19 protein-coding genes and 1 tRNA gene are annotated in these 24,536 nt (G+C 69.3%); 11 read left to right on the forward strand and 9 right to left on the reverse strand.

Going from position 1 to position 24,536, the window contains the following annotated elements:
- The first annotated feature begins 37 nt into the window (after positions 1-37).
- From IPG50_06315 to IPG50_06330, 4 genes are all read left to right on the forward strand, one after another.
- Positions 38-244, forward strand: a complete 207-nt coding sequence (locus IPG50_06315) for a hypothetical protein (protein MBK6691806.1) — start codon at positions 38-40, stop codon at positions 242-244.
- A 211-nt stretch (positions 245-455) separates the two neighbouring features.
- On the forward strand, positions 456-1,631 hold the full coding sequence (locus IPG50_06320; GenBank protein MBK6691807.1) for a sigma 54-interacting transcriptional regulator: 1,176 nt from the start codon (positions 456-458) through the stop codon (positions 1,629-1,631).
- 916 nt (positions 1,632-2,547) lie between these two features.
- The gene (locus IPG50_06325; GenBank protein MBK6691808.1) at positions 2,548-3,468 is read left to right on the forward strand and encodes a metallophosphoesterase; all 921 of its coding nucleotides are present in this window, start codon (positions 2,548-2,550) and stop codon (positions 3,466-3,468) included.
- 277 nt (positions 3,469-3,745) lie between these two features.
- Positions 3,746-4,249: a putative metal-binding motif-containing protein gene (locus tag IPG50_06330; GenBank protein ID MBK6691809.1), complete on the forward strand. Its 504-nt coding sequence runs from the start codon at positions 3,746-3,748 to the stop codon at positions 4,247-4,249.
- Positions 4,250-4,682: 433 nt separating this feature from the next.
- On the opposite strand, the gene IPG50_06335 is transcribed toward IPG50_06330, so the two are convergent.
- Positions 4,683-5,831, reverse strand: a complete 1,149-nt coding sequence (locus IPG50_06335) for a hypothetical protein (protein MBK6691810.1) — start codon at positions 5,829-5,831, stop codon at positions 4,683-4,685.
- Positions 5,832-6,242: 411 nt separating this feature from the next.
- Between IPG50_06335 and IPG50_06340 the strand changes: the two genes are divergently transcribed.
- The 3 genes from IPG50_06340 to IPG50_06350 all read left to right on the forward strand — a co-directional run bounded on the left by IPG50_06340 (position 6,243) and on the right by IPG50_06350 (position 9,459).
- Positions 6,243-6,965, forward strand: a complete 723-nt coding sequence (locus IPG50_06340) for a hypothetical protein (protein ID MBK6691811.1) — start codon at positions 6,243-6,245, stop codon at positions 6,963-6,965.
- A gap of 55 nt (positions 6,966-7,020) precedes the next feature.
- On the forward strand, positions 7,021-7,773 hold the full coding sequence (locus IPG50_06345; GenBank protein ID MBK6691812.1) for an AAC(3) family N-acetyltransferase: 753 nt from the start codon (positions 7,021-7,023) through the stop codon (positions 7,771-7,773).
- Positions 7,774-7,950: 177 nt separating this feature from the next.
- Positions 7,951-9,459 (forward strand): hypothetical protein, encoded by a 1,509-nt coding sequence (locus tag IPG50_06350; protein ID MBK6691813.1) that lies wholly within the window; start codon positions 7,951-7,953, stop codon positions 9,457-9,459.
- 586 nt (positions 9,460-10,045) lie between these two features.
- Here IPG50_06350 and IPG50_06355 read toward each other — a convergent pair.
- The gene (locus tag IPG50_06355; GenBank protein MBK6691814.1) at positions 10,046-11,218 is read right to left on the reverse strand and encodes a hypothetical protein; all 1,173 of its coding nucleotides are present in this window, start codon (positions 11,216-11,218) and stop codon (positions 10,046-10,048) included.
- A 187-nt stretch (positions 11,219-11,405) separates the two neighbouring features.
- On the opposite strand from IPG50_06355, the gene IPG50_06360 reads away from it, so the two are divergent.
- Entirely contained in the window at positions 11,406-13,274 is a 1,869-nt protein-coding gene (locus tag IPG50_06360) for a hypothetical protein (GenBank protein MBK6691815.1), read from the forward strand.
- Positions 13,275-13,300: 26 nt separating this feature from the next.
- Here IPG50_06360 and IPG50_06365 read toward each other — a convergent pair whose 3' ends face one another.
- Together IPG50_06365 and IPG50_06370 are read right to left on the reverse strand one after the other, a co-directional pair.
- Complete coding sequence (locus tag IPG50_06365; protein MBK6691816.1) at positions 13,301-13,501, reverse strand: hypothetical protein; 201 nt, start codon at positions 13,499-13,501, stop codon at positions 13,301-13,303.
- A 145-nt stretch (positions 13,502-13,646) separates the two neighbouring features.
- On the reverse strand, positions 13,647-15,800 hold the full coding sequence (locus tag IPG50_06370) for a radical SAM protein (GenBank protein ID MBK6691817.1): 2,154 nt from the start codon (positions 15,798-15,800) through the stop codon (positions 13,647-13,649).
- A 265-nt stretch (positions 15,801-16,065) separates the two neighbouring features.
- Between IPG50_06370 and IPG50_06375 the strand changes: the two genes are divergently transcribed.
- Positions 16,066-16,299 carry a hypothetical protein gene (locus tag IPG50_06375; GenBank protein ID MBK6691818.1) on the forward strand — a complete coding sequence of 78 codons (234 nt, stop codon included), beginning with the start codon at positions 16,066-16,068 and terminating at the stop codon, positions 16,297-16,299.
- Between the two features lie 163 nt (positions 16,300-16,462).
- On the opposite strand, the gene IPG50_06380 is transcribed toward IPG50_06375, so the two are convergent.
- Positions 16,463-16,534 (reverse strand) — tRNA-Val (locus IPG50_06380).
- Positions 16,535-16,716: 182 nt separating this feature from the next.
- Between IPG50_06380 and IPG50_06385 the strand changes: the two genes are divergently transcribed.
- The gene (locus IPG50_06385; GenBank protein ID MBK6691819.1) at positions 16,717-18,807 is read left to right on the forward strand and encodes a bifunctional aldolase/short-chain dehydrogenase; all 2,091 of its coding nucleotides are present in this window, start codon (positions 16,717-16,719) and stop codon (positions 18,805-18,807) included.
- Between the two features lie 71 nt (positions 18,808-18,878).
- The gene (locus IPG50_06390) at positions 18,879-20,030 is read left to right on the forward strand and encodes a hypothetical protein (GenBank protein MBK6691820.1); all 1,152 of its coding nucleotides are present in this window, start codon (positions 18,879-18,881) and stop codon (positions 20,028-20,030) included.
- Here the strand turns inward: IPG50_06390 and IPG50_06395 are convergent.
- From IPG50_06395 to IPG50_06410, 4 genes are all read right to left on the reverse strand, one after another.
- Positions 20,017-20,433, reverse strand: coding sequence for a hypothetical protein (locus tag IPG50_06395; protein MBK6691821.1), 417 nt, complete (start codon positions 20,431-20,433; stop codon positions 20,017-20,019). The genes IPG50_06390 and IPG50_06395 overlap by 14 nt on opposite strands.
- A 426-nt stretch (positions 20,434-20,859) precedes the next feature.
- A complete protein-coding gene (locus IPG50_06400; protein ID MBK6691822.1) occupies positions 20,860-21,492 on the reverse strand; it encodes a hypothetical protein in 633 nt (210 codons plus the stop codon).
- Between the two features lie 81 nt (positions 21,493-21,573).
- On the reverse strand, positions 21,574-22,479 hold the full coding sequence (locus tag IPG50_06405) for a hypothetical protein (protein MBK6691823.1): 906 nt from the start codon (positions 22,477-22,479) through the stop codon (positions 21,574-21,576).
- A gap of 122 nt (positions 22,480-22,601) precedes the next feature.
- Entirely contained in the window at positions 22,602-24,515 is a 1,914-nt protein-coding gene (locus tag IPG50_06410) for a hypothetical protein (protein ID MBK6691824.1), read from the reverse strand.
- Positions 24,516-24,536 lie beyond the last annotated feature (21 nt).

Genomic DNA, 24,536 nt, shown 5'->3' on the forward strand with positions numbered 1-24,536 from the left:
CACCGCACGCTCACCCGATCCCCGGGAGTTCCGGACCATCGAGAAAGTCTCACCGCTGGTGAGACAATTGCCGTGGACGCACCATCTCATCATCCTCAGCCAGGCAAAGCCGCCTGAGACCCGCGAGTTCTACGTGCTCGCGGCGGTCAAGGGGAGGTGGAAGAAGCGCGAACTCGAACGGCAGATCCAGTCCGGCGCAGTCTTACGGAGCGCGCCGCTGCCAAGAAAGTGTCGCCGGCGGTGACACAACTTCATCCGACCGCGATGGACGAGCTGAAGAACGGCGGCCTCCGAATGCCCGTCCTCGCTCGCCCTCCAGCGCGCGCTTTGCGCAACCTCGGGCGCTTCTACGCAGAGTTCTCGAAGCCTCGCGCAGCAGGGCGCCAAGGCACGGAGCCAATGACGACGAAGGTGGAGCTTTCCCCTCCCCCCACCTCGTTTTACCCTCGCTCTCCGTGCCCTCTCCGCGCGTGCCCTTCCTGAGCGACACCTCGAACGAGACCGCGGACGACGCGCCGCACATGCGCGAGGCGCCGCGGCCGGCGCCGGGGCTTCTCCTCGTGTGGTCCGTCGATGCGCCGCAGCATCGGCCCTCGCCCATCGGCGGCGGCACGGCGCCCTGTGAGATCGGGCGCTCGTCGGCCGCGCTCATCGAGTTTCCCAACGACCCGGCGATGTCGCGCCTCCACTGCGACGTGCAAGTCGAGGGCGACGCGCTCATCATTCGCGATCGCGGCGGGCGCAATGGCACGTACCTCAACGGCGCGCGCATCCACGGCACGGTGCGCACGCCCCTCGCAGAGCGCGGCGTCTTGCGCGCCGGGAGCTGCCTCGTTCTCATCGAGCCCGATCTGCATCGCGTCGGCTGGCAGTCGGGTCCCTTTCAGCCAAACCTCCGCTCGACGCTCCTCGAAGACGGCATCGTCATCGGTCCCGCCATGGCGCGCATTCGCGCCGAGGTCGCCGATGCCGCACGGCGCGGCTTCACGCTCTTCGTGCAAGCCGAGACGGGCGCGGGCAAAGAGATCATCGCCTCGCACTACGCCGCCGAGAGCGGGCGCCCGCACATCAAGCGCCGCAACTGCGCCAACTTCCGGGCGACCTCGCCGAGGCCGGGCTCTTCGGCGCCGTCCGCGGCGCTGTACACGGGCGCGCACCGCGATCGGGCCGGCGCCTTCGAGGAAGCCCACCGCGGCGTGCTCTTCCTAGACGAGCTCGCCGAGCTGCCGCTCGAGGTGCAACCGAAGCTCCTGCGCGTCCTCGAAGAGCGCACCATCCGGCCCGTCGGCGGCGACGAGAAGCCCATCGACGTGGCCCTCGTTTGCGCCACGCACGCCGATCTCGAGAAGGCCGGGAGGCAGGGGCGCTTCCGCGCCGATCTTTGGTACCGCCTCGCCCAACACCCGGTGACGTTGCCGCCGCTCCGCGAGCGACGCGAAGAGCTCCCGTACCTGGTGCACCTGTTCTTGGAAGAGTTCGAGGGCGAGCCGCCCGTGTCCGTCCGCTTCATGGAGGCGTGCCTGCGCGGCCCGTGGCGCGGCAACGTGCGCGAAGAGCGCCGTCGTGAAAGACGCGACGGCGAACGTGCGCGAGGGGTCCCCTCTCGCTCGAACCCACGGCCGCGCTCCTGAGGCGTACCGGCGAGCCGACGGGGAGCGCGCGTCAGCGCCGCCAGTGGGAGTTGCGGCAACGGAGCGCGGTGCGCGCTCGTCGGGTGCGCCCTCGGGTGCACCATCGGGTGCGCCCCCGCCGCGGCTCGCGCGTTCGTCGAAGCTTGAAGAGCGCCGCCGCGCGCTGAAGAGCGCGATGCTGACGTGCGACAACAACATCGCCGCCGCCGCGCGGGCGATTGGGATCCCCCGTCGAGCGGCGTACGGCTCAGCGCGGACGCTGGGAAGAGGGAGAAGAGGGTGGTCGCCGCGGCCTCAGCCGCGACCGCGACCCCGACCCCGACCCCGACTTCGACCCCGACCGACCCCGACCCTCGACCTCGACCTCGACCTCGAACATTACTGGACGGAGTCCACGCAGTGGACGGAGTCCAGTCATGTCGACGGGTCCGTAGGACCCAGTCCTCGACCTCGACCTCGACCTCGACCTCGACCTCGACCGACCTGGACCCGACCCGCCTCGACCCGACTCGCCTCGACCGCGCCGACGATCCTGCGGCCTTAACCGACGGACTTTCCGCCCGCTCGGCGGCGCGGTACGGTTCACCGGTGCACCACGTCCTTCCGTTCGTTCTGCCGTCGCGCTCTTCGCCTTCGTGGCCTGTGGCAGCGCCGACGACACGACGCGCACCGAGGACGCGAGCGACGCTGGCGCGACAGACCGAGGCGCGACCGACGCGACGTCGACGTCCTCTCCGGTGGAGTCCGATGCGGCGACAACGGATGGCGGACGCGACGCGGCGACCGCGAGCGATGCGACGACGCCGGACGGGACGCACCGCTCGACGGAGGCGCCGACGGAGGCGCCCTCGCGAGTGACGCAAGTGACGCGGGCGCCGCTGACGCAGCCGACGCTCCGCTCGAGCCGGCAACCACCGTGCGCTTCGTGGCCCTGGGCGATCAAGGCAAGGGCTGCGCGTCCGCGACCGACGGGCAGTGCAAGGTCGCCGCGGCCATGGAAGCCAAGTGCGCGGCGAGCGGCTGCGACTTCGGCGTCCTCCTCGGCGACAACATCTACCAAGCCGGCGCCCCCACGGCGAACGACCCCATCTTCCAGACCATCTTCGAGCAGCCGTACGCGAACCTGGCGTTTCCCTTCTACGTCGCCCTTGGCAACCACGATTGCGGGGGCGACGGCGCCGGCACCAACTTCGGGCGCTGCGAGAGCGAGATCGGCTACACGCAGCTCTCGCAGAAGTGGAAGCTGCCCGCCCGCCACTACCACCAGAAATTCGGCGGGCGCACGCTCGAGCTCTTCGTCGCCGACACGAACGCGTCGATGGTTGGCGCCGCCAGCTCGGTGCTCGTGGAGGACGCGCCGCTCTTCGAGGCGCAAGACAACGCGCAGCGCGCCGATCTCGCGAAGTGGATGGCGGCGTCGACGGCGGCGTGGAAAATCGCCATGGGGCACCACCCCAAGATCTCCAACGGTCCCCACGGCAACGCCGGCAAGTACGACTGCAAGGAGGTCCTTGGCTCGTGCGTCGCACCGCCCGCGCCCATCAACGGCAAGGGCGTCGAGCGCTTCTTGAACGACGTCGTCTGCGGCAAGGTCGACCTCTACCTCTCGGGCCACGATCACAGCCGGCAGTGGCCTCTCGACACCTGCAACGGCACCGAGCTCATCGTCTCCGGCGGCGGCGCCTCGACCGACTCGCTGCCGCGAAGCAACCCCATGCACTTCGCGAAGGCGACCCTCGGCTTTGTCTACGTCGTCGTGGAAGAGAAGACGCTCACCGCCGAGTTCATCGACGAGAGCGGCAACGTCGAGTTCTCGCGCACGCTCACGAAGCCCTGACGCGAGGGGCGCCGAGCCTCGGCATCACGTGGGCGATGCGACTCGCCGCGGGCGACGACCCCCTGTGGGCCTGGGGCACCAGAGGCCGATCCGGCAATGAGCTGCCGCAGCCGCGCGCGTGCGGTTCCCCTGCGCTTGCGGCGGCTGCACACGCACGGTCCATATCGGACCTCGGCGGGTCGGTCTGCGGCGGCTGGGCACGAAGATCGTGCCTCCCTCGGCCGGTCCTTCATTGGCGCGGCGGCTGCAAACGCCGTGGGTACGTGAGGAGGCACTCGTGAAGATCGACCGAAAGCTGCTGCCCGATTCGACTGCGCGTCGCCGCACCGAGAGCCTACGACCGCCCCAGGTCTTGCGTGGCCTCGGAAAGGCCCGGCGGCTCGCCATGCTTCTGGCCCCACGAGGCCGAGTTCTCTTCGCCCCGGTTGCGCTGCTCACGCTCCTCTTGGGATGCAGCTCCAATGACTCTTTCGACTCGAACCAAGGTGCAGTAGGCGCCGGCTCCGCGGAGGTTCCAGCACCGCGCCCGTTGCCGAGTCCGCAACCGTGCGTGCTCGGCGCGGTCCGCCAATGTGCCGTGCCCCACGCGGGTGTCGGGATCTGCGCGTCGGGCACCGAGACCTGCGTTCCCGCAACCGCAAGCGACTCAACGCGCACCGCGTGGGGCCAGTGCCTCGGCGCGACGGTTGCGCGCGCCGAGGTCTGTAACGGCCTCGATGACGACTGCGACGGCGAGGTCGACGAGGGCATCGAGTGTCGCCGCGACGGTGGCACCGACTAGATCTGACTAGATCTTGGCGCAGCCGTTGTGGCGGCATTCCAAGCGGGGCTCTGCGGAAGTCTTTGAGCCATCCGACTCATCTTTCCGGTCCGAGAAACGGGGAGAGCCAGAACCCTTGCGCCGAGGTCTTGGCTCACACGGGAACCATGTCGACACAACCTGTCCGAGCGCCTCCCGTAGCGAGACCTCGAGAGTCCGAGGAAGCGCAGACCCGCGACGCGAACAGCACGATGCTCACTGGCGCGGGCATCGGCGTCTTGGGCGCCGTATCGGCAATCATCGGCGGGGCCGTGTGCCCGCTCTGCGTGGTCGCGGCGCCCGCGCTCATTGGGATGGGTGCCTACCGCCGTTGGCGCGTGAGCACGACGCGCCGTCGGGAGACGAAGCCCCCTGCGTGACTCTCGGACGCGAGACGGACGCTGCGCCTCGCTCTTCAGCGCGTGCGGCCCGAGAAACCCGAGTTGAAGTAGCGGTTCAAGTCGGACACGGGAACCGGCTGGGGATGCTCTCGACCCCAGGGGTTGCTTAGCACCGCGTAGTCGCGACCGTCCGGGTGCCGAAGGACGCTTGCGACTTGGTAGGCGTGCCCGGGCACGAGCCCCGCGCCTTCGAACGCCTGCCGCGTGGCAGGATCCATCGCTTGGAGTTGGCGGTCGCTCATGGTGCCGAGCACCGCGGCTCCACCGTTTTGGTAGTCCGTGATGGCGGCGGTCGGATCGTTGTAACCCCGTGCGTCGGCCCCAAGGCGCTCCATCGCGTAGGCGGGGTTCCCGCCGGGTTGGCCAGGGTGGTAGAGGAGCGAGGTCGCGTTGTAGACGGCCTGGAGCTGCGGGTCCGACGTGGTGGCGCCAGCGAGGCCTGGCTCTTGGCTGCGATCGCCGCCCGTGCTGATGCGCCCGTCGTGCGTGTAGACGTGGTTCGGCTGACCGTCGGGATTCAGCGTCGTGACGCCCCAGATGCCGTCGCGACGCGTGGGTTGCGCGAGCCCGAGCACACCGTCGGGATCGCGCGCCGTCAGGGCGTTGATGCCAGCGACGTTGAAGCAGTCGCCGCGCGTGCCTTGGAACAGCTCGGGCGGGCTGGCGAGATCGCGGTAGTTCTGCGCAATGTCGGCTTGGTAGTTGAACCGATCGAGCTCGGAGAACGTGGACGGCGCCGGGGGCGTCCCGAGATCAGCGGCCGTCGGCGGAGCAAGCGGCGCATCGGGGAGCGGGAGCGCGCGGAGGGCCGCCTCTGGATCAACCGGAGCGGCGGTCGGGACGGCATCGGGTGCATCGGCGCGCGGCGGTACATCGTCGAACGCCTGCACGGGCGGGAACTCGGGACCCGCGGGCGCCGCGGCCGGCGCCCCCGTGTCGAGCGCAGGGTTGGCCCCGAACGCCCCAACGCCGGGATCCTGAGCGGCGTCTGGCGTTGCCTCAGGTGCGGTGTAGTTCGGAACTTCGTCGACGGGAGCGTTGTACGGCTCGACCGGCGCCGCCGGCGCCTCCGGCGCTTCCTGTGCGGGCTCCGGAGCGACGTCCATCACCGGCTCGCCGCCCCCGTCGCCACCACCACCGCCGTCGTCGTCGGCACCCCGCAAACGATGTCGAGATTGAGAGCCTGGAGCGAGCCGAACAGCATATCCACACTGGAGCACGCTGTGTGCCAGAGCGGAAACCTGCGTTCTCCCTGTATTTTCGAAGGGTGGCCAGGCTCGTGCGTCTCGGCAATGCGACGCATGGGCATGGCCAAGGCTCTGGGCTGATGTAGGCAGAGCGGTTCCGGTGCGCGGCACGGGAGGGCGCCGTGACGGCACGCGGACTAAGCCAACGGCGGAGCGAGGACGGGACCGAGGCTCTTTGGGGAATGCGCCGTCGCACCGAAGCTCGCTGAGGCCCGAACCGCCCACAGTCCTTCCCGATCGGCGATCTCGATCTGGGAGCGCGCGGCAGATGAACCCAAGATGAAGCGCCTTAAGGGACTTGGCGCGCCTCGTGCCTCTGCCCCGATCATGCTGCGCCATCGCGTCTTCGCCGGGACCGCCCCCCTCCTTCTCCTCGCGCTCGGTGCTTGCGCACCGGCCGCCGCCGAGGACGTCGACGACACCGAGGATGCGATCACCCACTCGGAGGCCGCGGCCCAACACGAGTTCTCGGCGCTGCTCTTCAAGGACGACCAGCGGTCAGTCACGAATGCGACCAGTGCGCTCGGCGTTGCGTCTTGGGCCGGCTACACGATCAGCGACAAGCGGTTCCTTGGCGTGGGCCTCTTCGCTAGCGACGCGGCTGGACAGGTACGTTACGCACTGCTGCTGAACGCCCGCCGCGCAGCCGACGGCAAAGCGGATGTCGCCGTGCTCGAAGTCGACAAGGCCGGGAACCGCAGCCCAAAGATCACCCCAGCCACGTACTCCGCGCTCCTCGGAGACCTCGAACACCTGCAGCGTTCTCTTCGGAGCGCTTCCGACGTCCCCCGAACGGCAGGGCAGCGTTGCGCGGCGGGGCTGACCGTTGCGGTGGCCGGTGCGCTCATCGCCGGCGGTGCCGCGGCCATCGCAGGTTGGGGTGCGGTGACCGGGTGGGCCGCGCTCGGGGCCGAGGGGAGCTCGGTTCTGGCCGTCTTCGAGGCCACCGGACTCGGAGCGAACGCCATCACGTTCGCGACCATCGCCGGCGGAGCGATCGTCGCGACCTATCAGGAGTCGAAGGAAGACATCGCGCAGTGCACGAAGTGAGCGTGGCTCCCGCGCGCTGGACGATCAACGCCCGCGCGCGCACAATGTCGGCGCGATGACCTCGAAACTGTCGACCCCCACGGCGCGCGCCCAGCTCGTCGCTGAGTTTGCGGCGCTCGGCGTGCGCCCCGGCGACGCCATCATGATGCACACGAGCATGCGCGCCATCGGCCCCGTCGAGGGCGGCGCCGCCGGGGTCATCGATGCGCTGTGCGCCGCCGTCGGTCCGACGGGCACGCTCTTGATGGTGCTCGGCGCGGACGAGGACGCGCCCTTCGATGCCCTCCGCACCCCTGTCGACACCAGCGACATGGGCATCCTCGCGGAGGTGTTCCGCACGTACCCGGGCGTCCTCGTCAACGACCATCCGGCAGACCGCTTCGCGGCCATCGGAGCCGACGCGCAGCACTTGCTCGAACCGGTGCCGCTTCACGACTACCACGGGCCCGGGTCGGTGCTTGACCGCCTCACGGCGCTTGGGGGTCGCGTGCTTCGTTTGGGAGCGAACCCGGACACCGTCACGCTGACGCACTATGCCGAGTACCTCGCCGATGTCCCCAACAAGGTGCGCGTCCGAAGGCGGTACGTTCGCGCCGACGTCGGCGAGCTCTGGATCGAGAGCCTTGATGACACAGACGGCATCGCGACGTGGGAGCACGGCGACTACTTCCCGCAGATCTTCTTGGACTACCGGGCCTCGGGCGGCGTTCGCGTCGGTCCCGTGGGTCGCTGCGAGGCGGAGCTGTTCGAAGCGCCCGCGTTCGTGGCCTTTGCGGTCGACTGGATGAATGCTCACCTGCCCCGCTGAATTCGCACGCGGTCCAGCGGCGTGCCTGCCTCGCAGCGGCAATCGTCTGTCAGCGGCGGCAAGCGATCGTCACGGGTTGGAACGGGGCTGCTTCGAACAGTTCGGCCCAAACACCGGCAAGTTGACCACTCTCACTTCGTAGGCCTCGGTGGCACCGCAGCTGCAACTGTCGCTCGCATGCTGAAGACGAAGCTCCGCACCACTCCAACGCGTCCTCTCCCGTCCCGCCTCGAAGAGTTGACGGAGGCCGAGGCGCTGGACGCGACCGGTGGCGACGACTTTGGCTTCGACTTCGGGTTCGACTTTGGCTCCGACACGTTTGGGTCAAGCGGGGGCTACGATCCCTTCGCGTCATTCGATCTGTTCGGTGCCGGCGGCGACCCATCGAACCTTGGTGGCTTCGACTTCGGCGCTGCAGGTACCGACTACGGCGCGTACGTCGAGGGGACCGGCTACGGCTATCCCGACGGCTACCAATACGTGAATCCCGTGGACTCCTTCGACACGGGCGGCACCTTGGACATGGGAACCATCGGCGTCGTCGTATCCCTCGACCCAGGGGGGAACGTGGTGACCTTCGACCCGAACGCTGGCGATGGCTGGACCTTGCCCACCAACGACGGGGCCGGCGCGGATGCGGCGTCGAGCGCCGAGGACGCGGGAGCCGCCGGAGCCTCGTCCCCGACGGACGCAGGCGGCACCTCGACCGAGACCGGCGCCGAAACCAACCCGGCCTCGACACCCACTGTCACAACTCATGACGATGGCAGCACCTCAAGCAGCGATGGCTCGTCGACGCCGAGCCCCATCGATACGGCAGTGATCGAGGATCCGGCAAACGAGGCCATTCGCGCGATGGTGCCGGAGAACGTGTATGGCGGCGATCAACACGGAGCGCCGATTGACGTCGACACGACCGGCGTCGTGACCGCTCAGATGTCGGAGGACGAGGCCGCAGCACAAGACCGGGACCTGCGGCTCAACTATCGCGACAGCGCGAGTCCCAACGAGATCTACCAAGGAAGCGGCCCCACGGGAGGCGCTGACACGGTATCGATCGGCAACTGTGCGACGGTCTCTGTCACCAACAGCATCCTCGCGCAACCGGGTGGTGCCGACTACATCGCGAGCCTCATGACCTCGAACGAGGACGGGTCGTACACGTTCCGGCTCGTAGGCGCCGACGGGCAACCCCAGAACGTGACGGTGTGGGCTGGGCACGATTCGTTTGCCTGGAGCCCCAACGGCCCCGCCGACCCGGCGGTGCTGTTCACCACGGCCATCGCCTACCAGCAAGGTCAGGTGCCGTCGATCGTGGAGAGCAACCCCGCGACGGTCGAGGAGGCGCTCGCGGGGCGCTGGCCCGACGCCATCATGACGGCCGCAGGGTTGGTCGACGTCAACCGAGCCGATGGCAACGCAGCGACGGGCGCTGTGCGCGTGCTCGACGGGGCGATCCCGTCGGCGCCCACGCTGGGCCCCCATGCGTATTCGGCCCTTGATCCATCCTCATCCCCAGCGAACGCAGTCAACCCTTGGGGCTACCAACACGGCCTCTCCGACGCGCCCGGCGGCGTGCGCCTGAGTTTCGGGGGCGAACTCCCCGCTGCGCCGGCTCCCCCGCCGGACGCGCCCACGGATCCGGTGGTGGACCCGTGGTCGGGTCTGTCCGGTGGCGGGGGCTGAGCCTCGGGTAGCCGCGACTTGGAGGTACGCGAACGGGGGGGGGGGCCGGGGCCGGGGGGGGCGGGGGGGGGCGGGGGGGCGCCGGGGGGGGGCGGGCCGGGGGGGGCGGGGGGGGGGGGCCGCGGGGGGGGGGCGCGGCGCGCGGCCCGGGCGGGGGGGGGGGGGGGGGGGGCGGGGGCGGGGGGGGGGGGGGGGGGGGGGGGGGGGGGGGGGGGGGGGCGGGGGGGGGGGAAAACGGGGGGGGGGGGGTGGGGGGGGGGGGGCGGGGGGAGAGGGGGGGGGGGAGGGTGGGGGGGCGGGGGGGGGGCGGGGGGGGGGGGGGGGGGGGGGAAGCGGGGAGGGGGGGGGCGGGGGGGGGGGGGGGTGGGTGGGGGGGGGGGGGCCGAGACTCGCGAGGAACCGCTCGACGGCAAAGCGGATGGTGAAGTGAGCCGCGTACCCCGTCTGCTTCAAACCGCGACACGTTGCGCGTCGCGCGCACGTAGTGGGAGTCGTCCACGTCGAGGGTCACCGTCACGGTCTTCTTGCGGGTCGGCAGCGATCGCCCATCGGCAAGACTATCCGCCCGCGCCGTGTGCCGCAGCGTTCACTTGCGACGCATGCCCACCACATCGCCGTTCGCGTTCACCCACGCGAGGCCTGCGTCATCGGCGACGAGCTGCGAGGGCGCCACCTGCCCCTGCGCGATCGTGACGACCGGACCGCCACCCTTCGCGACGCGCGCGATGGTTCCGTCCGCCGCGTTTGCCCAGTAGACGTAGCCAGAGTCGATGGCCACCGACGACGGACCGGACTGCCCGCTCGCGAGGACGAGCGGCGCACCGGCGCTCGCCCCCTTGTCGATCGCGAGCACGTTGCCGGAGTCGACGACCCAGTAGAGGCGGGAGGCGTCGAGCACGAGGCCGCGGACACCGACCTGCGCGCCCGCGACGACGTCGATGACGGACGGGGAGCCGGCCTTCGCCATCCTCGAGACCTGGCTGCCTTGGAGGAAGTACAGGCTCGACGCGTCGGCGACGGGGAACGTCACCACGCTCGGCTCAAGCTTGACGGCCGGTGCCGACAGATCGGTCGGGATGGAGGCGATGCCTGTCGAGGAGGCGAGGTAGAGCGTCGCGCCGTAGGCGACGCCAGAGGCCCACTTGCCGACACCGGACGACTCCGTCGAGACGACATTGAACGTCGCCCCCGTCTTGGCGGCCGTGCAGACGCTGTGCTCCCCGGTGATGCAGCTCCAGAAGACGCCACCCGGCGTCAGCACGAGGCCGATCCCGTCGTTCAACACCGCTCCCGCGTAGACCGTGAGCGCCGAGCCCTGCGTGCCAGCGGGCCTTCGGGTCGCGCGCGCAATGGCGGCGCTGGCCTTCGCGGTGTTCATCCAGACGACGTCGTCGGCGTCGAGAGCGAGCGACCTCGGAGAAAACTGTGCGGGTGCGAGCACGACGGGCAGCTCGAACAACGGAGCCTGCGGGGCAGCGTCCGTCGCCCCGTCGTCGGGCGAGCCGATCGGCCCGCCGTCGGCGTCCGCAATCGAGACAGCGTCATGGCCTGCCTCAGCGCCCACCGCGCTGCCCGCGTCGCTGGTCGCGCTCCCGCCCGAGAGGCCGGAGACGGACGTCGACAGAAAGCATCCACCGGATATCGCGAGCGTCACGAATGGGTGAAGCCTGAGGATCAGTCGTGAGAAGGCTTCCATCACGCGACCGCCGTAGTGTAGCGCGCGGCCGACCGGCGCACCAAGCGCCACGGCGAGGCGCATCACCACTCCGTCGTGCGAGTGTGGACGTGACGTGCGCATCCACGCCGGGCGGCTGCCATGGTCGCGAGCACCGCAGCGGTGTGCCTCGCCAGGCCGTCGCCCCGGCGCGTGAACATCGGACCTGACGCTCTCGTCGCCACCACAAGCGCGCTGGCGACGTGCGCGGCGCTTCGGCATCATGGCGGCCATGGCAAAAGCGACGAAGCAACGCCCCAAAGACGTGCCCGAATCCGCGGTCTGGTCCGAGAGCGACAACGAGTGGGTCTGCGCCACGCTCGACGCCAAAGGAAGAAAGCAGGGGCTCGTCCGCTACTTTCGTCCCGACGGAACGCTGTGCTGCGAGACCGAGCACGTCGATGGCACGCCGCACGGAGCGTTCACGCGCTACCACGAGACCGGCGAGGTCTCGCGCAAGGGGACCCTCGAGCGCGGGGCGCTGGTCGGGCTCGACACGGCTTACCCGGCCACCCAGGGCCTCACGACCGAGCTTTGCTTTCCGCAGCGAGCCGCGAAGAACGTCCATCGCTACGAACAGAACTGGGAGCGCGGCGTGCTCGTGCGCCGTCTGTTCCTCGATAGGAAGGGCCGCCCGATTTACCCCGACGGTGTCCCCTACCCGCCGCGGCCGAAGGGCGTGCCCGAAGCGGCGCTGCCGGAGAACGACACGTGGCAGTCGGGTGCCGTCGACGGCAAGGGCGTGAAGCTCGGTACGTGGATCACGTTCGACAAGGCCGGCGCGCTCCTCCACGAGGACGACTACGAAGGCGGGAGCGTGCTGCGCCGCACGCGCCCCGCAAAGCTCAAAGACCGTCGCGTCGCCTTCGAGCGGGGCCCTTGGCTCGGCGGCGATTGGTCGGGGCCCGTCGCGCTCCTCGACGCGAAGCGCAAGGTGCTCCGCACCGTCGACCCGACGGGCGCCGACGACGTCAAGGATCCGAAGCTCGCCGCCTGGGCCAAGCGCGTCCGCGCCGTCGACTGGAGCAAGCTCGCGAGCGCGTACGGTCCGGCGACGAGGGTCGGCATCCACCTGCTCACGCTGGGTTGCTCCGAAGCCGCCGCATCACGCGCCGATGCCTTGGACGAGCTGTGGAACCGCACATGCCATCAAGGCTCGATCTACACGGCGAGCGTGAGCGTGATCGTCCCGCTCGTCGAACTCTGCTGGCTCCGGCCCGATGCGATGCGCCAGCCGATCCTGGCTTTGGTGTTCGCCATCGCCTCCTTGCCGGCGCCGGCTTACGACGGCGCTCAGAAGCGCGCGAAGAAGCAGGCGAAGTCGAACGACGGCCCCGTCGAGCTCGCGTGCGTCAAGGCGCTCACGCTTGCTGCGAAACCCATCGTGGCCGGCTTCGATTCGCTCTCGGACGAGGAGGCGGCGACGGCGATTTCGTGCCTCGCCGGTTGTTTCGGTGACGCCAAGGTAGCCGCGCTCCTCAGAAAGCTCGCGAGCCCCAAGAACGAGAAGCTCGCGCTTCGCGGCGCCGCCATCGTGGCCCTGGGCAACCTGAGCGTCGCGTCCAAGGAGCTCGACGTCCCCGTGAAGGCCGCGCTCGACGACGACGATGTGGCGATCCGCGTCGCCGCCGTCATGGGGCGCGCCCTCGGTCACCATCGGCCCGGCAAGCGCGAGGTCGAGATCATCCTCGCGGCGCTGGGCGGCGGCGAGCCGGTGCGAAAGACCTTCGCCACCCTGCCCTTCGTCGAAGACACGCTCGAGGTCGAGCTCGCGCAGCTCATCGCCATCGCCAGCACCGCGTCCAAGAAGGCTCGCGGGCAGGTCATGGACGCTCTTCTCGCGGCGCTGCCCGCACATCAGCGCTTCCGAGCGGTGCCGATCGTGGAGGCCGGACTGCGCCTGCACTTCGATCACGAGGACGCGGTCGAACGACCGAGCCCTGAAGCCAAGGCGTTCGTTCGCGCCATCGTCGACAAGGACGATCTGTGGATGAGCGGAAAGAAGGAGGTCCGCCTCGTCGACCTGGCGACGGTGCTGGACGACGCGGGACTGCCGAGCGACCGCAAGGCGCTCGCGAAGTGGGCTGGGAAGAAGCCTTGAGGCACGGATGGGCCCTGTGCACGTCGTCAGCGGCGCGGCAGGGACGCGCGCCGCCGCTCCGCCGCCACCGCGACCTGCAGCAGCACCCCGACCTTCTTTCGAAGCGTGACGTTGTCGGCGTCGTCGGGCGGCCCGAGCTTCCCTTCCGCGAGCGCGTCGAGCAGCCGCTGCGCCTCCTTCACGGTGAAGGGGACGCCAACCATCTCGGTAGCCGTGATCCGAGCCATCGCCGCGAGGGTGGGCCCCGGCCTCGGGCACGTCAATCCCCAAGCGAAGAGGTCGTCGACTAGCTGCCCCGGTTTGGTTGTCGCGAGCACGATACGTGGCGCACGGACCTCACGGTCACAGTTCAATTCTCGCCGGCCTCGGCGCTCAGCGAGACGCGGCGCGAACCTCGTCGATGAGCCTGCGGAGGGCGAACGCCAAGCTCGACGAGTCGGACACGCCAACGCTTATCGAGACGTCAGGCATCTCGGCGGCCATGGAGCCGAGCGCGTCGTAGACGGCGCGCGGCGCCTCGGTCTCGATGGTGACGCTCACGCCCTGGCGCCAGGTCGGCCCCGCCTCGCACTTCAGCGTGAACGTTTGCCCACCAAGCGCGGCCCGAAGACGCGGTTCGAGCGACCGTTCGACGTCCGCCGCTTGGACGATCGCCGGGGGCGGCGCGCGCTTGCCCTTCGTGCGAGGCGGAGCGTCGCGCCAGAGCTGCGCGTGGACGCGCACCCTGGTCGCGAGGAGCGGATGAACGCTCGCGCCGCTCCGGTAGCCAAGCACCGCGAGGCGCTTCTTTCCGCCCTCGGCGATGACGGAGTTCTGGACGCGCGAGGCGCTCGCCTCGGCCGCGATGGTGCGGGCAAACTCCGCGGCTCCTGCGGCACGCTCCTCGGGCGTCTGCGCCCAAAACGCGAACGTCATCCGCGAGGTCTCGCTCAATCGGTCGCCCAGCCGCTGCGCTTCGCGCGTGAGCGTCGCCGCGTCGACAGGCGCAAAGAAGATCTCGAGTGCCAGCGCCGCACCGCGCGCGACAGCGCGAAGCTGCGCGACCGTTTCGGCCAACGTGTCACCGGCGGGGACGGCGCCCAAGACGAGCTCGCCGTGAGGTAGAGCGATCGCGGCATCGGACAGGGCGCCCTTCGCCGTTACCGCCGCAAGGAGGGCGTCGACGTCGTCGGGGCGCGCGCGGATCACGAAGAGCACCGTGGGCTTGTCGTGAAGGTGAATCCCGCCGCCGAGCACGTGCGCCCCACGCTTCCATGCGAGCGCGCGAAGCTCGGGAAACGCGTCGTCCGCGGCCGAGGTCGCCGCAAAGACCGAGCGACCGGCGACGAGCATCTCCCGCGGCGACTCCGCGTATTCGATGGCCGGCGTCGCGACGCGCTCCCGCGCGAAGAGCTCGCGCCACGCCGCCGAATACCCTTCGTCGGCGACGAAGCCAGGGAGCAACTCGGCGAGGTACTTCTCGGCGTCTTCCGCCGTCTCGAAGCGCGCCACCATGATGCACTCGCCGCTGTTGTTGCCCGAAAACGACTGCCAAACGCGCACGCTCGCGGCGCGCGGTCCGACGCCGCCATCCATTGGGGCGGCAACAGCGCGCGCGCACCCATCGCGCGCGGACGCCTGCGCGAGCGCATCCCGCTCTCGGCTCCAGACGCGCAGCACGTCGGCGGCGCTCTCGATGGGAAACGACGCGTCTTGAAACGAACAGCTCTGGACGCGGCGATCAGGCGTGATGGACACGAAATCGCGACCGGCACCACAATCTCCGCTGTCGTCGGCGCCCGCGAACAGCCTCGGCACCAGAACGCGAGAGCCAAGGCAGACCGAGAGCCGCACCGGGAGCGGACTGCCTTCGATGATTCGACCAAGCTGCGATTCGCCGGCGGAGGAGAGCCGCCGCGCCGGGCCGGCGCCCACGTACGACAAGAGCGAGACGTCATGCGCGCCAAGCGCCGCGAGCTCATCGAGCTTGCGAGGCAGCATCGCCAACGCGTCATCGTCGACGAGAACGTTGGCTCCCCAACGCGTGATGGCGCGCGAGTGGACGGCGCGCGCGAGGGTCACGCCGGCCGCGCGCCAGTCGACTTCGTCGTAGAGCGACAGGCGCACCATGCCGAGCGCTCCGCGGAGGGCCGCCCAATCGACGTCGCCAAGGAGCGTACCGTTGGTCGTGACGTGAAGCGCGAGCGGTGTCGTGTCGCGAAGCCGAACCAGAAGGTCCGTGAACCCTCGAAACGCGAAGGGCTCGCCCCCGCCAAAGGCGACCTCGAGGGTGCCGGCGGCGGAGAGCCCCGCGAGGACGTCGTGGGCCGAGTCCACCGACCACTCGCTGGGACGACCAACGTCTCGCGAACAAAACGTGCAGCGGAGGTTGCACCGGTTCGTGATCCCAAACATCACGACCCGCGGGGCTTGGCGGCGAAACGCGCGCGTGACCGTGCTCTCTACGCGAACGTGAGTCCCCGTCGCCGGCTGAAAGAACAGCGCGGCCCCATCGAGCGTGTGCTCGCGAAAGCGGTGTTGATGCACCGACGCAGCGTACTGTTTGCGCGATCGACGCCGAGGTGATCTTCACCGGGACGGATGAACGAGTCGGAACTCTTCACGCGAAGGCTCGCGCGATCCAGCCCCTGGATCGACGCCCGCCAGGCGAGACAGTGAGACAATTTTCGCGGGCCGGAGCGAAGCTTCCGCTATCGGTGAACGCCAGTTCTCCTCCGACTGTAGCGCTCCAACGCCGTGGAAGGAGCGGCCTCGCCGGGCGAGCGGCACGATGACTGCTAGAGGGGCGACCATGAGCAACCTCTCCCCGATTTCAGAAAGCGACTTGGCCATCACGGTAGGTGGCGAGGACGGCGGTTGCGGAGACGGCGCGTGCGGGATGGGGGACGGCGCCGCGGGGGACGGCGCCATGGGGGTCGTGGGTGACATCGGAAGCATCGGTCTCGACGCATCGTCGATCGATGGCTCGTCGATCGACTGCGGCTCCTGGGGCGACAGCGGAATCGGCGCCGGCGGCGCGCTCTAGGCGGGCAAGCGGTGAACGATCTGGCAAGCGCCGCGTCGCCTCCGAATGCGTTCGGGAAACGCCCCTGCCGCGGCGCGCCCCTCGACCTCGCGCCGGGCACCCAAAAACTGAAACGGGCTGAGCGCCGAAGCACTCAACCCGTCAGTCGTTCCGTCGCTATTTGTAGGCACGGTCGGGCTTGAACCGACGACCCCTACCGTGTCAAGGTAGTGCTCTACCACTGAGCTACGCGCCTAAATAAGAAGGAACGTCGGAGTACCCTTCGCCGAACGGCGTGTCAAGCGTCTGCTCCCAGGCCCCTCCTGGCGCGCGCCGTTAGGGCCGCCTCGCGGCGACGCCGTTCGCCTGGCGAGCCGCGTGCGATAGCCTTCTCCGTGCGCTCCCACGTTCGCGGGGCGAGCCACGGCGGAGATCCTTTTGCAATCGCGGTACGACGAAAAAGAAGCCTCTCGTGTTCGCATCGAGCTGACGTCTCGCGTGGGGGGCCGGCCCATCACCGAGACCCTCGCGGACCGGGTTCACACCTCGCGGCTCATCGGCGCCGACCCGGCCCTTGTCCTGCACGGCGGCGGCAACACCTCCGCGAAGGGCCACGAGGTCGACGGCTTCGGCGACCGCATCGCGGTCCTCTACATCAAAGGCTCTGGCTCCGATCTCGCCACGGTGGGCCCCGAGGGCTTGCCTACGGTACGCCTCGACCCCTTGCGAAAGCTCCGCGCCCTTGCCGTCCTCACCGATGAGCAGATGGTCGCTGAGCTACGCCTCGCCCTCCTCGACCCGAACGCGCCCACGCCGAGCATCGAGACCCTGCTCCACGCTTTTCTGCCGGGCACCTTCATCGATCACTCGCACGCCGACGCGGTCCTCACGCTCGTCGACCAGCCCAACGCCGAGGAGCTCTGCCGCTCGTTCTTCGGCCCTGGCCTCGTCTGGGTGCCCTACGTGAAGCCGGGCTTCGAGCTCGCGAAGCGAACCGCCGACGCCTTCGACGCGAAGCTCGCCGAAGGCGTGACGCCGACCGTGATCCTCCTCGAGAAACACGGCGTGTTCACCTTCGGTGACACGGCGAAGGCGAGCTACCTTGCGATGATCGACGCCGTCACGTGCGCCGAACGCGCCATCGCCGACAGCCGCCGCACCTCGGCGCTCACGGAGCCGCGCCCCGCGCCGGTGCAGCTCCACGATCTGCTCCCTCGCCTCCGCGGCGTCCTCGCGCGCGCCGCGCACGATCCCTCCGAACGAGGCCCCATCCTCACGGTCCGCGGCCCCGACTCGGTGCTCGCCTTCCTCGAGCGGCGCGACGCCAAGAAGCTCGTGGCCATCGGATGCGCCACGCCCGATCACGTCATCCGCACGAAACCTTGGCCGCTCTTCATCGAGAACCCGGACTACGCCGATCTCGACCGCCTGGCGGAGCGCGTGGCGGAAGAGGTACGCGGCTACGCGAAACGCTACGAAGCGTACGTCGACGAGATGTCGGCGAAGAGCGGCGTCGCCGTGAAGCGCCTCGATCCGTGGCCTCGCGTCATTCTTCTCCCGGGGGTTGGCATCGTCGCCGTAGGGCGCACGCTCCGCGACGCCGACGCGGTCGCCGACGTGTACGAACACACGGCCGCCATCATCGCCGACGCCGACGACATCGGCCGCTACGAGCCGGTGAGCCACGAACGGCTCTTCGAGCTCGAGTATTGGAGCCTCGAGCAGGCGAAGATCAAGAAGACGACGCGCGCTCCCCTCGACGGCTGCGTCGCGCTCGTCACCGGCGCCGCCGCCGGCATCGGTCGCGCCACCGCGTCGCGACTCCTCGATCTGGGCGCCCACGTGGGCCTCGTCGACATGGCGCCAGCGCCGCTCATGGTGGCCCACGACACGCTCGGCAAGGGTCGACGGTCTCACCTCTTGCCATTCGTGTGCGACGTCACGCGGCCGGAGAAGATCGACGCGGCGGTGCAAGCGTTGGTCGCCGCCTTCGGTGGCCTCGATCTCGTCGTCTCCAACGCCGGCAACGCACCCGAGGGCGCGCTCGACCAAGCCGATGGGGCGCGGGCGCTGGAGCGCTCGCTCACGACGAACCTCCTCTCGCACAACCACGTGGCGCGCGCGGCGGTGAGCGTCATGCGCGCGCAACAGACGGGCGGGTGCCTCCTCTACAACGCGAGCAAGGCGTCCTTTGCACCGGGCCCGAATTTCGGCCCGTACGCGGTGGCGAAGGCAGGCCTTGTGGCGCTGATGCGACAACATGCCATCGACCTCGGCGCCGAGGGCATTCGCGCCAACGCCGTCAACGCCGACCGCATTCGCACGGGGCTCTTCGGCGGCGGCGTCCTCGAGTCGCGCGCCGCGGCACGCGGTCTGTCGCCTGACGAGTATTTCAAGAACAACCTGCTGCACCGCGAAGTGACGTCTGACGACGTGGCCGATGCGTTCGCGTACCTCGCCAGCGCCCGCTCCACCACGGGCTGCGTCATCACCGTCGACGGCGGAAACCCCGCCGCGTTTCCGCGATGACGCTAGGGCCGAGTGGTCCGCGGCGTCGCACGGTCACGCGGACGACGCTTCGAGGAGCCGCACTTGCGTCGATGACCGCAGGCATCGCCGCCTGCCAGTGGTTGGTCTCGCTCTCCGGCGACCCCCTCGCATCCGTCCCCCTCGACGAAGCGGGCGCCGACGTTTCGGACGCGCCCGACGCGGCAACGCCCGACGCAGGCACTTTCTGCGGACGCGAAGTGGCCCCACGACCGCCCACGACACCGCAAGGGCCGAGCGCCTCTCAACACGTCGTGCTCCGACGCGTCAACCCGTTCCTCGATGCTGGCCGAGGCTTCGACCTCGACTGCGTGAACACGCAATGTGGCGCGCCAGCGGGAACGCCGGAGACCTCACTCTCCTGCGTTCCACGGGCCGGCGGGCAGTGCCAAGACGTGATCGATGACGTGGGCGGCATCGACAACCAGGTCGTTGCCCTCGGCGCGCGGCGGGCCGCGCGACTCGACCAGACCAGGTACCACGAGTTCGTCGACACCGGCCAAGCCGGCATCGTCATCGCGCTGCTCGGCTACTCCGGCGAGGCCGACGACTCCGACGTGAGCGTAGCCATCTTCCCAACCGGTGGCTCTCTCGAGAACAACCGCTGCGAGAACCTCGCCGACGCCAGCGTTGGTGCCCCGAGGGAGCCTCGCTTCAACGGTTGCGACGTCTATTGGGGTGATCCCGATCATGTGAACTCCTTTGGTCTGCCGATCAAGACGTCTCCCGGCTACGTCCGTGGCTATACCCTCGTTGTCCGCGGTCCGGTCCCCGGTTGGGCGTATTACGGCTCGCGCCCCGTCGCCGTGGAGGGGCAGATCCTCGAGGCCGTGCTCTCGCGCGTCGACGTGCCCGACGGCGGCGGCGCGCTGCGATTCACCATGCGAGGAACCTTCGCTGGGCGTGTTGCGCCGGACGAAATCCTACGGGTCTTCGGCGAGCAGAAGAACGCCGACGGCGGCGACAATCGCCCGCTCTGTTTGCAGTCGTCGTGGGACCTCATTCGCCAGGTCGTTTGCATGAATGTCGACCTTCCGGCCCTCGGGGCGAAGGCGACCGACCCGTGCAGCGCGCTGTCGTTCCAGTTCGACTTCGAGGGTGCGCCGATCCTCCTGAGCACGAACAGCACAGCGGCCAAGGTGAGCCCGTCACTCTGCTTGTTCGACGGCGGTGCGCTCGACGCATCGACCTTCACCTGCCCGTAAGTGCCCCCGCCAACGGCGAATCCGCCTCGCCGATACGGCCTCGAACGAGGCGAACCCACCCGACGAGCGTCGCGGCGGACGTGGGGGCCGTCTCCGCGTCTTCGAGCCGCAAGGTCTCGCCACTGGCCAGCTCCAGCGTGAGCCTCGCCGCGGCCCGTTGACCAACCGACCGCCATTCGACGGCGCAGTCTGTCAACTCGGTCCAGCTGATGCGCCGTCGCGCACGACGCCGCTGAAGCAGTAGGCCTTCGCCATCCACGGTAAGGCAAACGCGATTCGTTACCACGACGTGCACCGCGACGAGCAACGCCGCCGCCTTGAGCAACGCCGCCACCACGGCGGCGGCGCCCCAAGTCCCGCGGAGCACCACAACGAGCGCGAGCGGAAGAAAGCCAATTAGCATGACCACTCGGCGCGATCTCTTCCGCAACTCGAGAGAGGCGGCCACCATCCCCTTCGTTGGGATTGCGAGCGATGGCTTCGACTCTAGGACGGTCCGGAGTGCCTCACACCGCTCCGCGAGTCTCGTGAGCTCCGAGGCAGAGTGGCTTGCCACCGGTGCGGCCACCAGCATCGGTGCCTCCTTCTCTTCGGCGGCGTCGCGCAAATCGCGGAACGCTTGGCGCGCGCGCATCAACGCCGCGTGGTGCTCCGAGCGGACCATCGGGGCCAGTGTGACCCACGTTTCGCGTCGTGCCGCCTGCGGAAGGCCTCGTCGCGATTTACTTCTGCACGCCTGCGCCCGCCCTCAGAACCGCACAGTCACTTCCGCGCGCACGCCCGAGTAAGCCGGGAAAACCGCGTGTTGCAAATCGACGCCCGCTAGGTCTCACTCTCGCTCACCGATGCGCGCGCGAATGAGCCGAACCCACCCGACGAGCGTCGCGTCGGACGCGGGGGCCGACTCCGCGTAGTCCAGTCGCAAGGTCTCGCCATCGGTGAGCTGCAGCGTGAGGGTCGCGGAGGCAACTTGACCGAGAGTGCGCCATTCGATGCCGCAGTCTGTCAGTTCTTCGAAGCGCACACGCCGAAGCGATCGAGGTTGCTTCAGAAGTAGGCCTTCGCCATCCACCGTGATGCGAACCCCGCGCGTCGCGACGACGAACACCGCCACAAACATCGCCATGATCATGACGACGGCACCCCAAACCCCGCTGCGGAGCGCGACGCCGATGGTGAGCGGAAAACCGCATATCACGACCATGGGAGGTGGTCCCTTGCGTGAAAACTCGAGCGAGCGCCCCAGCAGGCCATCCTTCGGGACTGGGAGCGACGGCGTCGACTCGAGAAGCGTCCGGAGCGCCTCGCACCGCTCCGCGATCCTCGTGAGCTCCGTTGCAGACGCCGACTTCGTCGGGGCAGCCACCCGCATGGGGGTCACCTTCTCCTCCGCCGCGTCGCGCAACCCGCGAAAGGCGAGGCGCGCGCGGGCCAACGCGGCGTCGTGGTCGGACCGGTACATGCGGAATGAGTCTGCCACACGTCGATTCGTGCCGGTCCACCGCCCGTCCACTGCAGTGGCGCTCACCGCGAGCTTCCCTCGTCAACCGCCGCCCGAGCACATGCGTGGTCCCGCGGCGTTGGACAAACAGATGCCCGTCGGACTGCAGCCAAACACGCACTCGTCGGGCGATCGGCACGGCGCGCCGCCGGGCTTCTTCGCGACGCATGCCCACGCGCCATCGCAATAGGCGCCCTCGGCGCACTGCTGCGTGGGACACGATGCCCCGAGCAAAGGGAGCAGCGTGCAGGTCTCGGAGCCCGGGTGACAGTACATCCCGGAGCCGCAGCCACCGAAAACAAACACATCAGAGGCCCGACACGCGTCGCCGGGAGCGCCGCGTGACCGACATCGCTCCGTTAGAGGATCACAGTAGAGCCCCTCCGCCGAGCAGTCGCGGTAGTGGGCGCCCGGGTCGGCGGCCGCCTCGAAGGGCAAACACCGGTCGCTTGTCAGCGTCGCATCGAAGCGAACGCAGACACCTTCAAGGTCGGACCCTGACGACCTGCACCGCGCCCCCGGCGAGCACTCCGCGTCGGCGCGACAGGGGTCTCCGGCCGGTCGCATGCCCACGAGGACTCCGTCGCACGCGCGGTGGTCCAGCTTCGCCTCGCCCGTCCCACAGGTTGACCATGCCGACGCGAAGGCGTCGATGCATCGGCGCGCACGGCGAGCGTCGTAGCGGGCGCCGGGCAAAGCTAGGATCTCCGCGACTCGCGCCGAATTCGCCTGCGCCGCGGCGTGTTCGCATCGCTCGTGCAGCCCAGCGAGGCCGTTCGTACGGCAGCAGGGCGCGATGGCCGCACAGATGCGGTTGGCGAAGAGTTCCCCAAACGCCTCCGCAGGCACCAGCTCTTCGCTTCCGTCGGCGCCATCGGGAGCGATCGCACCTCCGCACGCCACAAGAACGAGTGCGGCGACCGCAAGAGCCCCGAGCAACCGCTTCATCGTTGCTTTGGACGTGCTGCAACCGGCACGCGCCAGGCGTCACGTCCGAATTTACGCTCAGAACGCAAATCGGTCGCCCAGCCCACCGAGGAGCAAGCCTACGCCCCCGCCTGCGCCCGCCCTCAGAACCGCACAGTCACTTCCGCGCGCATGCCCGAGTACGCCGGGAAGATGCGGCACACGCCGCTCACGCACTTGAGACCGCCGCGCTGTTGACCGCCGAAGAGCTTCACGTTGGAGTCGCCGGTGAAGCGATAGAGCAGGCCGCCGTTGAAATACGTCGTCGGTTGGCCCACGAGCGTCGTGTACTCGAAGCCCTGGGTGATGACCCACTTGGGCACGATCTTGAGCGCCGCGTAGTTCTCACCTTGGAACCAAGGCTCTTCGCCGCCGGCGACCGAGTCGACGTTCTGGTTCTCTTCGCGCCTGAGGCGATGTTTGCCCGTGATCTCGAAGGAGAAGGGCCCCGACAGGTGTTTGGTGAACGTGTAGTTGCCGTAGAACTCTCGGTAGAAGAGCTCGCCGGTGACGCGTTCGTCGTTGCGCGCCCCGAGCTGCGCGAAGAGGTGCGACTTGTCGTCGTCGAACTTGAGCTCGGCGCCGGCGAAGCCGTCGACGACGCGGTTGTGCGTGTTGTCGGCCACGGCCGCCGTCGTGACGGTGCGACCGCGGTCGTCGCAGCCGCCGCCGGGCACCTCGCTCTTGGTGAAGTAATACGCGCCCGAGCCGTAGACCAAGACGTCGTGCGTCACGCGCACGTCGCTGCGAAGCCGCCCGCCGTCGACGCACGCGTTCAGAAATCCGAACATCGCGTCTTGCGTGATGAGCTCGGTGGTCGGCGGCGCCGAATAGACCACGGTGCTGAAGGCCGAGGCGCGTGAGACGTTCACGCCCCCCGCGAGCGGGAAGAAGTTTCGGTAGCTCTTCATCTCGAGCAGGTTCGTCACGGGCCCGAGGTCGACGTTGAGCGCGCCGTAGAGTGCGTTGCCCTGGTTGTTCCGCTCGAGGGGAGCGTCGTCGCGGACGCGGCGTTGCACGGCACCTTCGACGTAGAGCTTCGTCGTGCCGCCCAACATGCGGGGAATCTCGAGCGACTGACTGGCGACGTCGACCTCGCTCGACTGGAGCACGGGGCCGTTGCCCGACGGCAAGGACGAGAGCCAAAGCGCTGTGTCGCTGGGCGCGCAGGAGCCAATGGGTGCGTCGAAGGTGTTGTCGTTGACGCGGCCTTGCGCGTCGTACGAATAAGGCGCGCAGCGCGTGAGCCTGACGGCGCGCGTGCCGAGCACGACGGGCAAGCCGCGGCCCGCTTCGATCTGCGCGCCGACGAGCCGGTCCGAGCCGAAGAGCGGCTGCGCACCGCGCGCATCGCCTTCGACGGGGCGAGGCAGAAACAACGCGCGCCCCGTCGCCTCGTCGACGCGCGACGGATTCGCGATGCCGGCGACGAGCGTCAGCGCGAAGGGGTCGGCCTGCCAAGCGACCTTCGCGCCGCGCACCGTGTTGTCGGCGCCCAGCTCGTCGATCTTCCGCATCGACAAGACGAGTCCGCGACCGAACTGCACATACGCGTCGCCGGCCGTGATCTCGAGCCCCGGCGCCTTGTACGTGACCCAAAGCTTCGCCGGGTAGATCGTGTTCGGAAACCGCGACGTGCCGTCGCGCCTGAGCCGCGTCGTCTCGGCGGCGCGGGCGTCTTCGCGATCGGCCGCCGTGGGCGCGTCGGCGCCAACGCTGTCGGGCAGCGGGCGATCTTCTGGCTTGAGCCAGTAGACCGACGAATCGAGGCGCGTGCCCAGCGTGAAGCGCTTGTACGAAAGGGCCGCGTTCAAGCGGTTGATGAACGCGCCGTAACCTTGGTCCTCAAACTTTTCGCTGTCGCGCGCGTCGAAGCGCTGCCCCACGATCGCCGTCTCGGTGACCTCGAGGCGAACGGGGGCGCCATCGGCCTTGGCGATATCGACGGCCCACGCCGGCTGGCTCACGGCCCCGACGATGACGGACGCGAGAGCGGTAGTGAATCCGAACCGGCGCATGTCGACCTCGTGCGCAGAACG

This window comes from Myxococcales bacterium (genome assembly GCA_016703425.1).
GTDB lineage: Bacteria > Myxococcota_A > Polyangia > Polyangiales > Polyangiaceae > JADJCA01.